Here is a 17392-nt window from a genome sequence, read left to right as displayed (position 1 = left end):
ATGACCGGCACCCCTGTCGAAGCGGCGGTTCCTCACCCCGGACGACCCACTGTGCTTCCTGATGGCGACCGCGAAGCTGATGACTGGGTTCGACGCCCCCGACGATGACACACCCCGCAGGGGTCGGTCCGAGGAATCAGATCGCGGACGGAAGGACGCTGAGCCGGATCGCGGAGGGGTGCCGTGGGTCGTGGTGGATCTCCTGGTCCGCCGCCAGCAGACGGACGGCGCTCGCCGTCGGCTCGCCGGTGCCGGGGTTGCGGGCGAAGCGGGGGTGGGCCCCGCTGGAGACCTGGAGCCGGATGCGGTGGCCGGCCCGGAACCGGCAGGCGGTCGGTGCGAGGTCGAGGGCGAGCGCGAGCACCCCGTCCGCACCGGTCCGGCCGGCGGCCGCAGACCCGGGCCGCACACGGATCAGCCGGTCGGTGATGTCCACCGACCGGCCGTCCGGGTGCACGTCGCAGAGCCGGGCGAAGAAGTCGGTGTGCGCGAGGCTGGAGCGTACGTACAGCTCGACCGAGACCTCGCCGACAACGTCCAGGTCTGCCTCCAGCGGGTCGGTGGTGAAGGTCAGTACGTCCGCACGGGCCTCCAGCGCGCGGTTGTCCCGCGGTCCGGCACCCGCGCCCGTCCACGCGCCGCCGACGGCCGGGGTGGGGTCGGACGGGTCGTAGCGGTAGCGGTCGGGGCCGCTCGACGGCGGCGGGGCGGAATCGAGCCGGCCGCCCGGATGCAGGTACCAGCTTCGGGAGAGCGCCTGCGGCGGCGGCCAGGCGCCGAAGCCGCGCCATTCGTCGGCGCCGAGGAGGAACAAGCGCACCGGGTCCGGCTCGGCGGGGCGGTCGGCGGCGTTGCGGCCGGATCCGGATTCGGGGCCTGAGCCGGGCACGGGCCGGCGGCCGGGGCGGACCTGGTGGCCGCCGACGGCCTGGTGGTCGGGGAAGACTTCGGCGAGCCAGTCGAGGTAGTCCGCCATGAAGGCCGGCCACCAGCGGCCGACCGCCGTGTGCGTCCACGGTCCGATGGTCAGCCGGGGTGCCGCGCCGCTGGCACGCAGCAGTGCGTACTGCTGGAGCGTCTGCGGCAGGAAGGCGTCGTACCAGTTGCCCTGCAGCAGCACAGGAACACCGGGGCCCCGTACGAGCCCGGCGCTGTGGTCGGAGGCGGACCAGTACGGATCATCTCCGGCCTCGTGCGCCAGCCAGGCGTCGAGGTGCGGGTCGTCGCGGCCCAGCGCCCGCGCGAGCGCCGGGCCGAGCGGCAGCTCCCGGTAGGCGATCCGCTGCAGTCTCCGCTTCTCCCGCAACTGGCGCACAGTGTCCCTGACCGGTCCGCGCTTGGGGTGGCTGAGCATCGACGCCCAGCCGGCCATCGTGTCCAGGGCGAACGCGCCGCCCGGCCAGGCGACCGGCGCATACTCGTGCGGACCCATCTGGACCACCATGCCGCGCAGTCCGGGCGGCGGGTCGTCCAGCAGGGCCCACTGCACGTAGCCCAGGTAGCTGGCCCCGATGGTGGCGAACTCGCCCGAGAACCAGTCCTGCTCACTCATCCAGGCGGCGGTGTCCCGGCCGTCGGCGGCCTCCTGGACCCACGGGTCGAGCGTTCCGCCCGAGCCGAAGGTTCCCCGGCAGCGCTGCACCAGCACCTGGTATCCGCGCTCGGCGTACAGCCGGCCGTAGAGCAGGCCGATCGGCAGGTCCCAGCCGTACAGGTTGCGCACCAGCAGGGTCGGCGGGCGGACGGCGCCGACCGGCGCGTAGTGGTCGGCGAGCAGGTCGACGCCGTCCCGCATCGGCACCCGTATGCCCCTGGTGACCCGGACGCCGGGGGTGACGGCCGGCGGCAGCCGCATCAGCCGGCTCGCCAGGCGTGCGGCGAGCGCGCCGCCCGGTCGCTCAGCCGGCACGGAGCAGTCCCAGAGCGGCGAGCAGTTGGAGGTTCTCGGCGGCGCTCCACCATTCGGCGACCCGGCCCTGGTGGATGCGCAGGATGTCGATGCCCCGGTTGGTGACCGGCGTGCCGGGCGGGGCGGCGGCCTCGGGCAGCCCCCCGCGGTAGGTGCCGGTCAGCCGCCAGCCGCCGGTGACGTAGGCCCCCTCGGCGACCGGACCCACCTCGGTGGTGTAGGTCAGGTCCGCGATGCCCTGGACGCCGCCGATCAGGGCGAGGGCGCCGTCGCGGTCGCCGATCAGGCTCGGGTCGATGCTGTCCGACAGCTTCGGCGAGTGGACGGTGAGCCGCTCGGCGAGCAGTGTCTTGCCGAGGGAGAGGTCGCCGTTCCACAGGGCGATCCACTTCTCCCAGATGCGGTGCGCCTCGGCCGGGGCGGGGTCGATCGTCATGAAGACTCCTGGGTGCTCAGGCGGGATCCGGCCGGGCCCGGCCGGCGGACGGGGCCGGGGCCGGGGCTGGGGGTGAGGCTGGAGGTGTCACCGGGGGTGTCACGGTTGCGGTGAACAGCAAGCGGAGGGCCTGCGGCGAGGTGGCGGCGGCGGTCGCGCAGCAGTTGGCGCAGGTAGCGGTAGACGTCCACTTCGACGGTGAGCCGGGGCGTGGCGGAGTAGCGCCGGCGCACCCTGCGCTCGTCGGCGGCGATCTCGGCCAGCATCGTCTCCCGGCCGGGCAGCCGGGTACGTCCCTCGATCAGATCGGCAATCCACTCGGCCTGCGCCTCGGCGACGGGGGTGATGGCGCTCAGCGTCTTGGCGAAACCGAGGAAGAACAGCCCCTCGTGATCCGGCATCACGATCCGGCGGAAAAGCCGCATCGGGCCGACCATCACCGGAGTCAGCTCCTCGGGCAGGAAGGGGAAGCTGAACGTGAAACCGGTGCACCACACGATCGCGTCGAACTCCTCGACCGAGCCGTCGGTGAACCGCACCCGCTGTCCGCCGTCGAAACGCTCGATACCCGGCCGCACAGCGATCCGCCCGGCCTTGACCGCCGGCAGGTACCCCTCGCAGGTGGCGGGGTGGGTGCGCAGCGCGAGATGCCCCGGGGCCGCCAGGCCGTACCGGCTGATCCTGCCCTGCGACAGCCAGAGCATCCCGGTCAGCAGCAGGCTCTGCACCAACGGCGGCACGATGGTGGCGAGCGGACGGTTGACCTGGTCGGCGGGCCTGCCGAACAGGCGCTTCGGAGTGATCCAGAAACCGCGCCGGGCACTGGAGACCACCCGGTCGGCCACGGCGGACAGTTCGGTGGCCAGGTCGCAGGCGGTGTTGCCGGATCCGACGACCAGCACCCGTCGGCCGCGCAGCCCATCGGCGCTCTTGTAGTCCTTGCTGTGCAGTTGGATGCCGGTGAACTCGCCCTGGCCCCGGTACGCGGGCTTGGGCCACTTCGGGTCCCAGTGGAAGCCGTTGGCGACCACCACGTGCGAGTAGCGGCGCATCCGCCCGTCGCCCAGCGTGACCACGTAACCGGACCCGTCCTTGACCACACCGGCCACCGACGTCCGGAAACGGATGTACCGGCGCAGGCCGAAGTACTCGGTGTAGCGCATGAGGTAGTCGAGCATCTGCGGATGCCCGGGAAACAGCGGATAGTCCTCGGGCATCGGGAACTTGGGAAACCCGCTCATGTCCCGCGAGCTGTTCAGCTCGATCGAGTCGTAGACAGCGGAAGTACCGCTGTCATTACCAAAACGCCACTGGCCCCCGATGTCGGAGCCCTTCTCATACACGTCGAACGGGATACCCCGCTCGCTGAGGACCTGCGCGGCCGCAAGCCCGCACACCCCCGCCCCGATGACACACACACGCACAGACACCCGAACACCCCCTCACAAACCCCACCGCCGTGGAAAGAGTCCATGTCTTGGCTAAAGACACCCTTGCGCCCGCCCCGACGTTGGTCGCGCCCCGCCCGCCGGCCGACGCCGGGCTCCACCCACCCGGACGGCGTCCGCCGCCAAGGCCAGCAGCGCCGGGACGCCGGGCGCCCCCATCAGCACGTAACCGCACGACCTCTGATCACCCGACCGCGTCACCCGGTACGGCAACCGCGCACCATCCCACCGTCCTGGGAGCACCCCCGCGTCGGCGGAGAGGACTCGAGGTCGCGCTGGGCGTCCTCCTTGCTGATCGGAATACCCCCGCGTCGGCAGGGAGGACGCGCCCTGATACGGCGATCCGCCGCGGGTGTTTGGAACACCCCGCGTCGGCAGGGAGGACCCCAGCGTCGACGTCTCCGCCCGGACGAGGGCAGACAGAACACCCCGCGTCGGCGGGGAGAGCCAGCGCGTTCGGGGACGCTCTCGTCCCCCAATCCCTCGTAGACCGACTCAACACCGTGCAGGTCCACGCCGCCGACCGCTACGTCTATAGGCACCCAATAGCGGCCTGGAGGCGTTTACATCAGGTTCAGGTAGCAGCGCAGCCGTGCGCCAGCCTCGCCCACGTCGTGCGGTCGGCTGTGGCCGTCGCCCACCGGTCGGCGAGCATCTGCTGGAAGGCGAGCGCGGTGACGCCATCGGCGGCCGCGACGATCGACGACGACCAGACCCGGCTCACTCACGTGCACCTCATTGATCGGGTCCATGTCGGCACTGCGCCCAGGCGCCCGGGGAGAGTTCCGCCCCCGCCGTATCTTCACCCGACCGGGTGGGGGCAGTCAGAGGCTGCCGCCGCCCCGGTCCCGGCGGGCCGGAACGTCGGGGCACCTGCCCGCACTGCCAGCAGCCGGTCACCCTCATCGCGCTGCCGGCCACGCCAGAAGCCGCCCCGCCCACCATGCACCAGCACCGGAACGACGTCGTTCCGCTGCGGCGGACTCCACGACGGCGGGGCCGCCACTCAGACGAACGGCTCGTCGCTCCAGCGGAACCAGGCCCGCTCACCGTCGATATGCAGCAAGAACTCCGCAACCGGACCCGCGGGAGCGACCAACTGGAGCTCCTCGCCAATCTCACGGACCACCTCGTCCCACTCGTCGAGGTCCTCTTCTTCGACCAGTTCCAGTTCACGCTCGAACAGCGGCTTCACCTCGGCAAAGCCCTCAGCCGGCACGAAGCGCCCGGACAGCCAGGGGAAGTCGCCCTCCTCGATGAGGATCTCTCCGACCACCTGCTCTCCCCGGCGAAGCTGCCAGACATCCCCCACGCACCACACGACAGCCACCTCTCCACGGACCCGGAATCCCACCAAGCCTTCCACCCGGGTCTGACACATGAGGCGGCACCACTGGCCCATGCGCCTGGCGTCGGGCTGGGGACGGCCCGAGGGATATCGCGCGGTGGTCGGCGCGCGCCGGGTGCGCACCGGACGCGGTTACCGGTGCGCACCCGGACTCTGGCCGGGGCCGGGCTGGTGCGGTTGATGCGTGCGCTGGTCGTCCTCACGCGTCGGCGCGGTCCGCCGGTGTCCTCGCTGGCTCTGTTCACGTGTAGCACAGCACGTGGTCATGAGTTTCGACGTCAGTTGGTGATCAGCCCGGCCAGCCATGTTCACGAGAAATGACGGCGTTGCGGGTCGCGAAGCCTCTTGGCCATTACCTGCTCCCTGGTCACGCCGTCGGACAACAGGTCCCCCAGTTCTCCGGTGCTGGTGAACCCGTTGCGTTGGTAGAGGGCGGTGGCGGACTCGTTTCCCGGGATCACCGCGAGCTTCAGTGTTGTGGAGCCCGATCGAAGGGCCCACGTCGTGACTGCTTCGATCAGTTGGTCTCCGACGCCGTGGCCTCGTGCCTCGGGACTGACCCACAGCGACCTGAGCTCGCTGGTTTCGCCGTCCCCGGGGATGCCCCTGACCACCCCGACAGGCAGGCTTCCCAGCAGCGCGACGACGTTGTAGGAACCGGGGATGGCCAGGCGAGCACGCCACTGCTCCCGGCCACCCCGGTGCCAGTCGGCGAGCCTGGCTTTGAACGCGTGCGGCGCATCGGTCAGCGCGGCAACGCGGATCTCCTGCCACAACAACCAGTCATCTGACGTGATGATGTGCAAAGTCACCATGCAATTGAGTCTGCCGCACCGCCGGTAAACGGGTGGACAGCACTGGCTGTCAGGAGCATGTGCGCAGTTCAGCCAGCTTTCGAGGGTCCCTCGGCTCGGGCTCGGGTGCTGGCGAGGCGGTAGGAGTCGGTGCCGGTCTCGATGACGGTACCGCTGAAGGTCAGGCGGTCGACGATGGCCGCGCAGAGGCGGGGGTCGGTGCAGGTCTTTGTCCAGCCGCTGAATGTCTTGTTCGATGTGAGGGTGATCGAGCCATTCTCGTAGCGTTTGGAGATCACCTGGAAGACGAGGTTGGCTTCCGCTCGTTCCAGGGGCTGGTAGCCGACGTCGTCCACCACGAGGACGCGGGGGCGGAGGTAGGTGCCGAGTTTGCTGGTCAGGTGTCACCCAACCCTGCAGCAGTCCCGGGCCATGTCGTCGAGGCTGGTGAAGTAGATCGATTAGCCGGCCCGGCAGGCTGCGACCGCGAGGGCGAGGTAGCCCATCTTGGCCTTGTCGGCCCGCTGTGCGTACTGGTTCAGGGCCTCGGCCAGGTGGGGCAGGCCGAGCTTCGCGGCCGTGGTGCGGATGCGGTTGCCGGTCAGCTCGCTCAAGACGATTCCTTCGCGGCTCGGCTGGTGTTCACCACACCGAGCCTGGCGGGACGGCTCACGCAGTACCAGCTCGAGGATGAGGAGGCACTGGCGGACGCCCTCGGCGAAGGCATCCAGGCACGCCTGTTCGCCGCCCAGGTACTCGCGGTCCAGCGAGTGCTCGCTCGGACCGACTGGCAGAAGATCGCCGACGGTCGAACCGCCCACGGCATCCACCCCGAGGCCGTAGCCGATGCCGACCAGGCATTCAACCGACTGCGGTGACAGCGACGCTCCCGGCCGAAGAAGGCTCCGAGGTCCGGTGCACGCGTTGCCAGGGGACCGGCCAGAACCGCTTCCGCGGATGCCGGCGACCATGTTGCCGACGCCCGCTGTCTCCCGGACCGGTGGACCTCCCTCCGCCGGACATGCCTCAGTCTCGGCCGTGCAGGAGTTCCTCCGCCTCGTGCTGCCTGCCGGCGAGTCTAAGCAGGGCGATGAGGGTCTTGGTGAGGCGTTCGGTGACCGGGTGGCCGGGGTCCAGTACGCGTAGGGCGCGCCGGTGTGCGTCCTGGAGCAGGGGGACGGCCTCGGGCACGCGGTGCAGTCGGTGCAGGGAGAGTGCGAGGTTGTGGACGGCGGCGAGCGTGTCGGGGTGGTCGTCACCGCGGATGCGCCGGGACCGGGTCACATTGTCCTCGTGGACGGCGTACGCCTCCTGGTGCCTGCCGAGGTAGTTGAGGGTGACGGCGAGGGCGTTGGACAGGACGAGGGAGTCGGGGTGGTCGGCTCCCGGCGTGCCGGACCAGGTCCGGCTCAGGGAGACGATCAGGTCGTGTGCCGGCTGGTGCTGTCCGCTCGCCATCAGGTAGTCGACGGCTCGCAGCAGGCGCGGGCGGAGCTCCGGCTGCTCGGCCGCCCGGAGATGGCCGGTGGCCAGGTGCGCGGTGAGCAGGGACCACAGGGGCCACGCGTCGGGTACGTCGGGCGGGCCGACGTCGATGGTGGCGAGGAAGGCGGCGGCCTTGCCCGACACCGTCTCCTCGTCGCTGCGGGCACGGACCAGCGCCTGGGTGAGCCGGTGGATCCGGAAGGTGTCGTCCTCCACGTCCGCCAGGCCCCGGCGGGCCAGCAGCCGCAGCACCGTGTCGGGCTGCGGCGAACCCAGGAGGAACTCGGGGAGCGCGTGCTGCTGGAGGAGACCCGGTACCCAGGCGACCGGGACGGGCTCGGGGCCGAGGAACGCCGTCATGCGCAGGAGGTTCATGGCGAGGGGATCTTCGTGACCGAGGCGGGTGACGGCCTGGGAGAGGGGAGGAAGGTCGTAGTGCGGCACTCCTGTCCTGCGCGTTTCGACGGCTTGCACGAGAGCGAGAGGGTGGTCTCCCAGTTCCTGGGCGCGCAGGTAGGCCTCTTCGGGGGTCACCCCCAGCCGCGAGGTGAGGAATTCCACCGATTCGTGGCGTGTGAACACCCCCAGGTGCGTCGGACGGGCGTGCTCCGCCCACGCGGGATTCCTCGAGGTGACCAGGAGGTGACCGGGCCCGTCCGGGAGGTACCGGTCGGCTGTTTCCGGTTCCTCCATGCCGTCGAGGACGATCAGCCAGTCGTCACGCGTGCGGAGATGCTCGAACAGCGCCCGCATCGTGCCGGCGATCACCCTGCGGGGCATTCGGATACCGAGGTCGAGGCCCAGTTCCGCGTACTGGCGGGGGATCGACTCGGGGTCCTCGGCGTCGATCCACCAGACGACGTGGTAGAGGCCGGCGAACCGGTGGGCGTACTCGGCCGCGATCTCCGACTTGCCGACACCGACCTGCCCGTGCAGCACCTGCACGGTTCGGCGGTCCTGCGCCGCGAAGACATCACGCAGGTGGGCGAGGGCCGGCTCCCGTCCGGTGAAGTCCGGGTTGCGGCGCCCGACGTTCCAGGTGCCGGGAACTGACAGGCGGGTGGGGACAGGGGGGCGTCGGAACGCCGGGGGCGGCACAGGGTACGGGAAGGGTGGAAACAGTCCGGGCAGCGCGCTGTTGACCGCGTCGAACAGGGCGGCCAGGGCGGCCGGTTCGTCGAGACCGGAGAGGTTGCGCAGCAGGACACTGGGCAGGGAAGCCGGCAGGTCCTCGGCAGCCAGGTTCTCCACGGCCAGCGGGATGACGGAGTGGCCGCTCAGGAAGAAGCCGGTGCCGGGTGCGCTCCGTCCTGGTGCGACATACGCCTTGGACAGCAGCATGATCACGGCGTCGGCGGCCTGCGCGGCGCTGCGCAGGTGTCGCGCGAACGCGTCCCCCGGGGAAACCTCGGCCACGTCCAGGACGACGTCGAGCCCCGTCTCGCGCAGGTGCCAGGCGATCCACTCGGCCCAGGGACGGTCGACACCCGCATAGCTGATCAGCAGGGTCCGGGAAGCGGTCGCCTCGGTCCGGGGCGTACATGTGAGCGTTCGTTTCACTCGCTGAAGGGCCTTGTCCGTGCTCACCGATCCGTGGCCACCCACCATGCAGACACCTGGCCGTCCTCTGCGCCAAGCTGTCGTTCTGGCCATCACCTGTCTTGCCCTGTCCGGCCAGGATCCGGCCAAGCAGGTGCCCTGCCACAAGCGCGGGCCGGCCGTGGACGTCCTCGGTCCTGGTCGTCACGGTCGTCGTCGTTGCGGCGAACACGCGCGACAACGCCGTGGGCATCGCCTGACGGGGCGTCGGACCTCGGAGCCTGCGCTTGGTGCCGCCTGCCCGACGGTCTGTCTTGGTCCGCACAGACCGCCGGGCTGGTGACCTGGGGGCCGTCACACACCTTCCTGGTCAGCAGCCCACAGATCCCTCACCTGCCCGCTCACCAGGCGGTTGGAGGGCGAGCGCGCTGTCGGGCAGCAAGTCGAGCACGCGTCGACGCCGCCGACGAGGGGGGTGACCCGCTCGATCGCGCCGTACCGTGCCGTGCCGTCGCCGACAGATACGCTTTCCCGGCCGGTCGATTGGGCGGATCAGCGCAGTCCGGCGAAGAGATCGGTCTCGGGTACGGCCGCGCCGGTGGCGTCCTGGACCCGTACGAAGGTCTCCGTGCCCATCAACTCGCCGAACCTCTCCTTGCCCATCTTGAGGAAGAAGATGTTCTCGCCCTGACTGGCATGCGCGGCCAACGCGTCGAACTTCTGACCGCTGAACGCGGTGGCGTCCACCCACGTGGTGATCTCATCGTCGGGGAGGCCGATCTCGGCCATCGCCGCGGCCTCGGCAGGATCCGGCTCCGGCATGTCCTCCTGAAACTCGCGCAGGACCTCACCGAACCGCCGCATCATCGAACGGGGCATCGTGGTCCAGTACACCTTCGGTGCCAGCGCGGTCATCTCCAACGCCGCCATCGTGATGCGGTGTGCCTGGATGTGGTCGGGGTGGCCGTAGAAGCCATTCTCGTCGTAGGTGACGACCACATCAGGTTGGTAGTGCAGCATGAGTTTCGCGAGTCGGGCCGCGCCTTCGCGTACGGGGGTCTGCCAGAAGGATCCAGGGGCGTCGTTGCTCGGCCAGCCCATCATGCCGGAGTCGGCATAGCCCAGCATCTCCAGAGCACCGATCTTCAAGACGTCGCAGCTCGCCTCGAGTTCCTGACGGCGCATCAAGGCGACGGCCGCCGGATCGTGCCCGGGATCGCCCGGCTTGACACCCCCCGGTCCGTCACCGCAACCGCCGTCGGTACATGTCACGAGAACCGTGCGGATGCCTTCCGCCGCGTACCGCGCGAGGACCCCTCCGGTTCCGGTGGCCTCGTCGTCGGGGTGGGCGTGTACGGCCATGAGCGTCAAGGGCCGGTCATTCATGAAACAGTCCTCCTGCACCATCATGTCTTGGTCCGAGTACGCGGCGGGCGTAACGCGATCCCGGGGTCCGGGTCCATGGTCCATGGTCCATGGGGACGGACGACCTTGTGGTCCTGGGTGTCCCCCGCCCGTGAGGTGCCTGTCCCCCGGTCATGCAACCGCCCCGACCCGACCGCCTGTTCCCGGCGCGGCCCCTTGGACTCCCAGGTGTCGCCTTTACGCCACTGCCCCGACGGATCCGGACACCCTCGACCTCCCGGAGCCTGAGGACACTCAGCCCCCGAGATGCGGCCACGACGGCCCAAGCCCCGGCCGCAGCCGGTCACAGCACTGCGCAGCATGTCGGGTGGAGATGCGTGGCCGTCCGCATGCGTGATCGACGCGCAGCGCGTGAAGACCTCCACCAGCGTCCCGGCCGCCGGCCAGGGCACGGACGCCGCGAAGAAGATCGTGGGCCGCGAACGCAGCATCGTCACCGACACCCTCGGACTGCTGCTCGCGGTGCTGGTCACGGCCGCGAGCGTGCAGGACTCCGTCGCCGGCACCCACCTGGTCGACCAGGTGACCGCCGCCACCCCACCATCCGCAGAATCTGGGTCGACGCCGGCTACCGCCAGCACCTCGTCGAGCACGCCGCCCGTCTCGGCATCGACATGGAAATCGTCCAACGCACCCCCGGGACCAGGGGATTCACCCCGCTGCCGAAACGCTGGACCGTGGAGCGGACCTACGGGTGGCTGATGCTCCACCGCCGCCTGTCCCGCGACTACGAAGCTCTGCCCGCCCGCTCCGAAGCCCTGATCCACCTCGCCATGACCGATCTGATGGCCCGCCGCCTCACCGGCGAGAACACCATCTCCTGGCGCAACCCGACGCCACAGGATCAAACAACAATTCCGGGATGAAACATCGGGAGAAAAAGGCCTCTTAGACGGTGCCCGGTGCGGACTCCCGGGTCGTGCGGCGGAAGGCGGCCCGGTAGGCACTCGGGCGGTGGCCGGTGTGGCGGGCGAAGAGGGCGGCGAAAGTTCCGGGGTCCTGGTAGCCGACGGCGGCGGCGACGGCGGCGACGGTGCGGTCGGTGGTCGCCAGAAGATGGCGGGCGCGGCTGACCCGGGTGGCCTGAAGATGGGCCAGCGGGCTGCGCCCGGTCTCTTCGGCGAAGCGACGCAGCAGCGTCCGGGTGCTGACCTGGAAGGCGTTCGCAAGTGCGGCCAGGTCGTACGGCTCGGTGAGGTTCTGGTCGAGCCGCCGCATGACCCGATGGGAGAAGTCCCGGCCGGGCTGCGGCAGGAGCCGCGGGTCGACGTACGGGGTCTGCAGGGTCCGCGCGTCGTCGACGAGTGCCACCCGGGCCGTGGTGCGTGCCACACGGGCGCCGTTGTACCGGTGGATCAGGTCCAGCGCGAAGTCGTACATGGCGCTGAAGGCGGCTGTGGTCGTCACCCCTGTGTCGGTGACGACCAGGTGCTCGGGGCGGACGTCGGCGTCCGGACAGCGCCTGGCAAGTTCGCCGGCGTGCAGCCAGGAGGTGGTGGCCCGGCGCCGGTCGAGGAGCCCGGCCTCGGCGAGCAGGAACGCGCCGACACAGAGGGAGACGACGGCGGTGCCGGCGGCGGCCTGCTCGCGGATCGTCACGATCTCGGGGGTGAGTCTGGCGAGCCGCGCGTCGAGGTCCGTGTCCGGGCCCAGTTCGAAGCCGGGGACCACGAGGACGTCGACCTCGCGCAACGGGCGCACGTCCAAGTGGGCACCGCCCGAGGCGGTGACCCGGCGACGGGGCGACATCACCGATACCTGGTAGCCGGGCGCGTCCGGTCCGGCGACATGCCCGGCCATCGTCAGCAGATCGGGGACGCCGAACACTTCGGACGCGAAGCATTCCGGGTACGCCAGGACCCCGACCCGCAGCGCACCGCACCCGGCGCCCGGTTCCGCACCGTACTCCGCCATCACTCCTTCTGCCTCCTGGTCTCCCCGGCCTCGGGACGCCGACCGCCTGCCGCTCGCCTTCCTCGCGCTTGGCGAGATTACCCTCGGGCTCGGCGATCCTGCCCCTCATCCGGCGGCAGGTCCGGGGCCAGGCTTTCCGCCATGAGCGACGACGATCCGATCAACGACTTCAGCCGCCGGAGCGTGACCGTGGAAGGGGTGGAGAAGACGGTGTACGTGGCCGGGGCCGGGCCCGCGGTCGTGGTGCTGCCTGAGATGCCGGGCATCAGTCCCGACGTCCTGCGGCTCGCGCGCTGGGTGCGGGACGCGGGCTTCACCGTCCATGTGCCCTCCTTGTTCGGGACGGACGGCGCCTTCCCCACGGTCGAGGGCGGCCGGGAGGTCCTCCGTCGCGCCTGTGTCAGCGCCGAGTTCCGCGCCTTTGCCGGGGGCGGCACCAGTCCGGTGACGGTCTGGCTGCGCGGTTTGGCGCGCCAGGCTCACACCGCGTGCGGCGGACCCGGGGTGGGCGTGATCGGGCTGTGCTTCACCGGAAACTTCGCCCTGACCATGGCCTTGGAGCCCGCGGTGATCGCCCCCGTGGTCAACCACCCGTCGCTGCCGCTCGACGACCCCGGCGGACTCGAATTCGACACGGCGGACGCACACGCGGTGCGCGACCGGCTCCACCGCGACGCACTCACCGTCCTCGCCTACCGCTTCCAGGGGGACCACTGGTGCACGGGACAACGCTTCGCCGCGTACCGCGCGCTGCTCGGCGACGCCTTCGACGGACGCGTCCTGCCGGACAGCGCCGCCAACCCGGCCCCGCCGCCCTTCTTCGCCGACCTGGTCGGCACCCCGCACAGCGTCGTCACCGCCCATTTCGTCGACGAGGCCGGCCACCCCACGGTCCGGGCCCGCGACGAGATACTCGCCTTCCTCGCCGGCCGCCTGCATCCGCACAGGGGCCGACCGCAGCCCGCCACCTGACCGCGCCGCGGTCCGCCAGGCCTCCCGCAGAGGTCGTTCTCTCCGCGGCGTCGAGGGCGGCCCGGTCGAAGTCGGCCTCGGCTCCGTCTGGGCCCAGCCGGCGCCGACGTCGAGGAGGCAGGCCGGCGTATGAGGCTGATCGTCGACAGCCACGGGTTGCCGGACCGGCAACGTCTCCTGTCCACGATCTTGTGGTGGCAGGACCGGTGCTGGCGAGTCGAGTCGAGACGGCCGTCAGTGGGTTTCCGACCATAGGGTGCGGACACCGGCGTTCACGCCGTGGGCGGGCGGTGGACGCAGGGGAGCAGCCCGCCTTGGCGGAGACCCGCAGCGACAGGTGGGCGATCAGGGCCGGGGCGAGCAGGGTGCGCGAGTCCGTGGTGGGGATCTGCCTGCCGCGTTCGGCTGATGCCGTCACCGCCCAGCTGGCCGTGCTGAAGGCCGGCGGCGCCTTCCTCCCGCTGGACCCCGGCCTTCCCGCCGAACGCCTCGAACTCATGGCCGACGCCACGACGGCCAGTGTCGTCGTCACGTCCCGCGACGCCGCGTCGGCCCTGCCCGCGCAGCACCGCGAGGCCGCCGTGTACCTGGAGAGCGTCGACTGGTCCGCGCTCCCCGACAGCGCCCCGGCCGTGAGAGCCGACGGAGACCACGCTGCCTACGTGATGTACACCTCCGGCTCCACCGGCCGGCCCAAGGGCGTCGTCACCACGCATGCCAACGCCGTCTCCCACCTGGAATTCCTGCGCGAGGAGTACGGCATCGGGCCGGCCGACACCCTCGCCGCCATCGCGGCTCCCGGCTTCGACGCCTCGGTCCGGGAGGTCTTCGGCGCCCTCGGCTCCGGCGCCCGCCTGCTCATCACCCCGCCCGGCGCCGCGCAGGAGCCGCGGCAGGTCGCGGACCTGCTCGCCGAGTACCGGGTCACCGTGCTGCCCAGCGTGGTGCCGTCCCTGCTGTACGAACTCGCCGACGTTCCGGTGCCGCCGGGCTCGCTGGACGGACTGCGGCTGGTGCTGTGCAGCGGTGAGCGACTGCGTGCCGACCGGATCGCGCACTGCCCCTGGCTGCACGACCGCGTCACCAACCAGTTCGGCCCCACCGAAACCACCATGACCACCACCCGCACCCGCGCCCCCCGGCACGACGACTGGACCTATCCCGTCGGCCGTCCCATCACCGGCAGCCGCGTCTACGTCCTCGACCCACACCTCAGCCCCTGCCCCATCGGCGTACCCGGCGAACTGTTCATCGGCGGCGCCGGCGTATCACGCGGCTACCTCGGACAGCCCGCCCTCACCGCCGAACGCTTCGTCCCCGACCCCTTCACCCCCGGACGCCTCTACCGCACCGGCGACGTCTGCCGCTGGACCGCGGACGGCCGACTCGAACACCTCGGACGCACCGACCACCAGATCAAGATCCGCGGCATGCGCATCGAACCCGGCGAAATCGAAACCCGGCTGGTGGGACACGAAGCGGTCACCGAGGCCGTCGTCGTCGCCCGGGAGGACACCCCGGGGGAGCCGCGCCTGATCGGCTACCTCGTGGCCGCCCCGGGTGGTCGGCCGACCGTCGGCGAGTTGCGCTCCTGGCTGGAGCCGGCCCTGCCGGAGCACATGGTGCCCTCCGCGTTCGTCGTCCTGCCCGCGCTCCCCCGCACCCCCAACGGCAAGGTGGACCGTGCGGCGCTGCCCGCGGCCGGTGCCGAACGGCCCCACCTGGAGGCCGCGTTCATCGCCCCGCGGTCTCCGTGGGAGCAGGTGGTGGCCGCCGTGTGGGCCGACGTCCTCGATGTCGACGGGATCGGTCTGGACGACGACTTCTTCGACCTCGGCGGCCACTCCCTGCTGGCCGCCCACGTCATCGCCCGGATGCGTTCCCGGCACGGCGTCACCCTGCCACTGCGTTCGCTGTTCGGCGCGCCCACCGTGCGGGAGTTCGCCGGCCTCATCGACCGTCCCGAGCCGGGACGGCAGAGCGCGCACGGTCTGGTCGACCTCACGTCGAGCACGGCGCCGCAGACGCTGTTCTGCGTCCACGAGGGCACCGGCAGCATCACCGGCTACTACGAGATGGCCCGCATGCTCCGCGACGAACTCGCTGTCACCGGTATCGAGTTCGACGAGTCGCTGGTCGACTCCGACGCCCCCGACCCGCTCGCGGCCATGGCCTCGGCCTATGTGCGGCTGGTCACCGAGCGCCGGCCGAAAGGACCGTATCTGCTGTGCGGCTGGTCGATGGGCGGCGTCGTCGCCTACGAGATGGCCGCGCAGCTGCACCGCGCCGGCCACGAGGTCGGCTGGGTCGGGCTCGTCGACTCCGTGGTGGCCGCCCCCGAGACGGCCAACCGGGACCGCGTCGACCGGCTGCTGGAGGAACTCCTGGACCTGTCCGGCAGGATCCCCGAGCGGGAATGGGCCGACCGGGCGCCGGGCCTGCTGGCCGGGCACATGCGCCAACTGGACCTGCGCGAGGAGCAGATCGGCCTCGGCAAGGACGCGCTGGAGAAACGCCTGCGGCGCAACCGCTTCTTCCGCGAGGCCAAACGCGCCTACCGGCCGGTCCCCGCCGACGTGCCGCTGCACGTCCTCAGGGCCGAGAACGGCAACTGGGACCGGTCCTGGTTCGATGCCTGGCGTGACTACGCACCGCGGACCGTGTTCGCCGAGGTGCCCGGCACTCACCTTTCCGTCATGGAACGCCCGCAACTGGAGCGGGTCGTCGGCTGGCTGCGCGACACTCTGGAGGCAGGCCGTGACGATGCCTGACGACCTGGACACCGAAGCGGACTCGGGCGCCGCCGCGCCGGCCGAGCAGGCCGCGCTGGCCGAGCAGGCCGAGCAGGCCGAGCAGGCCGTGGTGCCGCTGAGCCGCAACCGTGACTTCACCCTGCTGTGGATCAGCCAGCTCGCGTCCGTCCTCGGCAGCCGCATGGCGTACGTCGCCTACCCGTTGCTGGTTCTGTCCCTGACCGGCTCGCCCGTCATGGCCGGCCTCATCGGCACGGTGCGCGCCGCACCGCAGTGGATCCTGGGCCTGCCTGCCGGGCTCATCGCCGACCGGGTCGACCGCAAGCGGCTCATGCTGACCTGCGACCTGGTCTGTCTCATCGCCCTGACCACCCTCGTCGTCGGCCTGGCCACCGACCTGCTGACGTACCCCCAGGTGGTCGTCGTGGCCCTGGTGGAGGGCTCTGCCGCGGTGCTGTTCTCCCCGGCCGAGGTCGCCGCCCTGCGGCACGTCGTCCCCGCGTCACAGGTACGGGCGGCCACCGCGCGCAACGAGAGTCGCGAGTACGGCGCCATGCTCGCCGGGCCATCCCTCGGCGGCGCCCTGTTCGCCGTCTCGCGCTTCCTGCCGTTCCTCGGCGACGCCCTGTCCTACCTCGTCTCCTTCCTCACCGTCTCGGCGATCCGGACGCCGTTCCGTTCCACACCGGCCCGCGGGAAGGAGACAGGGGGCATCATCCGGGGAATCGGAGTGGGCCTGTCATGGCTGGTGCGCCAGCGGTTCCTGCGTGCCAGCGTCCTGATGGTGGCGGCGAGCAACATGGTCGGCAATGCGATGCCGACGCTGCTCATCGTCACCGCGCACGCGCACGGCAGCTCGCCGGCTCTCGTCGGCGCCGTGCTCACCCTCTCCGGCGCGGGCGGCCTGATCGGCTCGGTCGTGGCCTCGTGGGCGGCGGACCGGGTGTCGGCGACGACGGTCGTCCTCGGCTTCCCATGGGTGTGGGCGGCACTGCTGCCCCTGCTGTTCCTGCCCGGCGGCGTCGTCGTGATGGGAGTCGTCTTCGGCCTGATGCTGGCTGTCGCGCCGCTGTGGAACTCCGTGATCTCCACGTACCGCATCGTCCTCGTGCCCGACCAACTCCAGGGGCGGGTGGACAGCGCCTGCCGGTTCTTCACCCAGTCCGTCAGCCTGCTCAGCCCCCTCATGGCCGGCGTGCTGCTGGAGTACGCCGGCACCACCACGACGATCGTGTCGATGCTGGCCTGGATGGTGCTGCTCGGCGTCGTCGGCCTCGTCATGCCCGTTCTGCGCAACCCCCCGCCGCTGCCCGGCGAAGACGCCGCCACTGCCTGACCCCGACCGTCACGCCCCCGCCCCCCTGCGGGC

General features: G+C 71.0%; 13 protein-coding genes and 2 pseudogenes. 5 read left to right on the top strand and 10 right to left on the bottom strand.

Annotated elements, in window-relative coordinates:
• Positions 1 to 136: 136 nt before the first annotated feature.
• The 7 genes and pseudogenes from ACH4ZX_RS33660 to ACH4ZX_RS33630 form a co-directional block, all read right to left on the bottom strand.
• A complete protein-coding gene (locus ACH4ZX_RS33660) occupies positions 137 to 1909 on the bottom strand; it encodes a CocE/NonD family hydrolase (RefSeq protein WP_398281240.1) in 1773 nt (590 codons plus the stop codon).
• Positions 1899 to 2345, bottom strand: a complete 447-nt coding sequence (locus tag ACH4ZX_RS33655; protein ID WP_398281237.1) for an ester cyclase — start codon at positions 2343 to 2345, stop codon at positions 1899 to 1901. Before ACH4ZX_RS33655 ends, ACH4ZX_RS33660 begins: the two co-directional genes overlap by 11 nt.
• Positions 2342 to 3775, bottom strand: a complete 1434-nt coding sequence (locus tag ACH4ZX_RS33650) for a flavin-containing monooxygenase (RefSeq protein ID WP_398281234.1) — start codon at positions 3773 to 3775, stop codon at positions 2342 to 2344. Before ACH4ZX_RS33650 ends, ACH4ZX_RS33655 begins: the two co-directional genes overlap by 4 nt.
• 592 nt (positions 3776 to 4367) lie before the next feature.
• Positions 4368 to 4517 (bottom strand): DUF6207 family protein, encoded by a 150-nt coding sequence (locus ACH4ZX_RS33645; RefSeq protein ID WP_398281231.1) that lies wholly within the window; start codon positions 4515 to 4517, stop codon positions 4368 to 4370.
• A 282-nt stretch (positions 4518 to 4799) separates the two neighbouring features.
• Positions 4800 to 5114: a hypothetical protein gene (locus ACH4ZX_RS33640; protein WP_398281350.1), complete on the bottom strand. Its 315-nt coding sequence runs from the start codon at positions 5112 to 5114 to the stop codon at positions 4800 to 4802.
• A 335-nt stretch (positions 5115 to 5449) separates the two neighbouring features.
• Entirely contained in the window at positions 5450 to 5956 is a 507-nt protein-coding gene (locus ACH4ZX_RS33635; protein ID WP_398281228.1) for a GNAT family N-acetyltransferase, read from the bottom strand.
• A gap of 68 nt (positions 5957 to 6024) precedes the next feature.
• Positions 6025 to 6549: pseudogene (locus ACH4ZX_RS33630) on the bottom strand (ATP-binding protein).
• A gap of 24 nt (positions 6550 to 6573) precedes the next feature.
• Here ACH4ZX_RS33630 and ACH4ZX_RS33625 point away from each other — a divergent pair.
• The gene (locus ACH4ZX_RS33625) at positions 6574 to 6813 is read left to right on the top strand and encodes a hypothetical protein (protein WP_398281225.1); all 240 of its coding nucleotides are present in this window, start codon (positions 6574 to 6576) and stop codon (positions 6811 to 6813) included.
• Between the two features lie 148 nt (positions 6814 to 6961).
• Here ACH4ZX_RS33625 and ACH4ZX_RS33620 read toward each other — a convergent pair whose 3' ends face one another.
• Together ACH4ZX_RS33620 and ACH4ZX_RS33615 are read right to left on the bottom strand one after the other, a co-directional pair.
• A complete protein-coding gene (locus ACH4ZX_RS33620) occupies positions 6962 to 8980 on the bottom strand; it encodes a TIR domain-containing protein (RefSeq protein ID WP_398281222.1) in 2019 nt (672 codons plus the stop codon).
• 531 nt (positions 8981 to 9511) lie between these two features.
• A complete protein-coding gene (locus ACH4ZX_RS33615) occupies positions 9512 to 10345 on the bottom strand; it encodes a PIG-L family deacetylase (RefSeq protein WP_398281347.1) in 834 nt (277 codons plus the stop codon).
• A gap of 330 nt (positions 10346 to 10675) precedes the next feature.
• Between ACH4ZX_RS33615 and ACH4ZX_RS33610 the strand changes: the two are divergent.
• Positions 10676 to 11250: pseudogene (locus ACH4ZX_RS33610) on the top strand (transposase); the annotation flags it as partial.
• A 22-nt stretch (positions 11251 to 11272) separates the two neighbouring features.
• On the opposite strand, the gene ACH4ZX_RS33605 reads toward ACH4ZX_RS33610, so the two are convergent.
• On the bottom strand, positions 11273 to 12298 hold the full coding sequence (locus ACH4ZX_RS33605) for a GlxA family transcriptional regulator (RefSeq protein ID WP_398281219.1): 1026 nt from the start codon (positions 12296 to 12298) through the stop codon (positions 11273 to 11275).
• A 141-nt stretch (positions 12299 to 12439) separates the two neighbouring features.
• Here ACH4ZX_RS33605 and ACH4ZX_RS33600 point away from each other — a divergent pair, with 141 nt between their 5' ends.
• From ACH4ZX_RS33600 to ACH4ZX_RS33590, 3 genes are all read left to right on the top strand, one after another.
• Positions 12440 to 13270 carry a dienelactone hydrolase family protein gene (locus ACH4ZX_RS33600; RefSeq protein ID WP_398281216.1) on the top strand — a complete coding sequence of 277 codons (831 nt, stop codon included), beginning with the start codon at positions 12440 to 12442 and terminating at the stop codon, positions 13268 to 13270.
• A gap of 314 nt (positions 13271 to 13584) precedes the next feature.
• A complete protein-coding gene (locus ACH4ZX_RS33595) occupies positions 13585 to 16041 on the top strand; it encodes an amino acid adenylation domain-containing protein (RefSeq protein ID WP_398281213.1) in 2457 nt (818 codons plus the stop codon).
• Positions 16034 to 17359, top strand: a complete 1326-nt coding sequence (locus tag ACH4ZX_RS33590; RefSeq protein ID WP_398281344.1) for an MFS transporter — start codon at positions 16034 to 16036, stop codon at positions 17357 to 17359. The genes ACH4ZX_RS33595 and ACH4ZX_RS33590 overlap by 8 nt, the downstream gene beginning before the upstream one ends.
• Positions 17360 to 17392: the final 33 nt, after the last annotated feature.

Source organism: Streptomyces sp. NPDC020490, from assembly GCF_044335305.1.
GTDB lineage: Bacteria > Actinomycetota > Actinomycetes > Streptomycetales > Streptomycetaceae > Streptomyces.
The sequence above is the reverse complement of the archived record's forward strand: the minus strand, read 5'-3'. Positions and strand labels throughout refer to the sequence as shown.

Excerpts from the sequence above, each read along its gene's own strand:
- ACH4ZX_RS33655 (WP_398281237.1), bottom strand. The coding sequence starts at position 2,345 with ATGACGATCGACCCCGCCCCGGCCGAGGCGCACCGCATCTGGGAGAAG.
- ACH4ZX_RS33635 (WP_398281228.1), bottom strand. The coding sequence starts at position 5,956 with ATGGTGACTTTGCACATCATCACGTCAGATGACTGGTTGTTGTGGCAG.
- ACH4ZX_RS33615 (WP_398281347.1), bottom strand. The coding sequence starts at position 10,345 with ATGAATGACCGGCCCTTGACGCTCATGGCCGTACACGCCCACCCCGAC.
- ACH4ZX_RS33605 (WP_398281219.1), bottom strand. The coding sequence starts at position 12,298 with ATGGCGGAGTACGGTGCGGAACCGGGCGCCGGGTGCGGTGCGCTGCGG.
- ACH4ZX_RS33600 (WP_398281216.1), top strand. The coding sequence starts at position 12,440 with ATGAGCGACGACGATCCGATCAACGACTTCAGCCGCCGGAGCGTGACC.
- ACH4ZX_RS33590 (WP_398281344.1), top strand. The coding sequence starts at position 16,034 with ATGCCTGACGACCTGGACACCGAAGCGGACTCGGGCGCCGCCGCGCCG.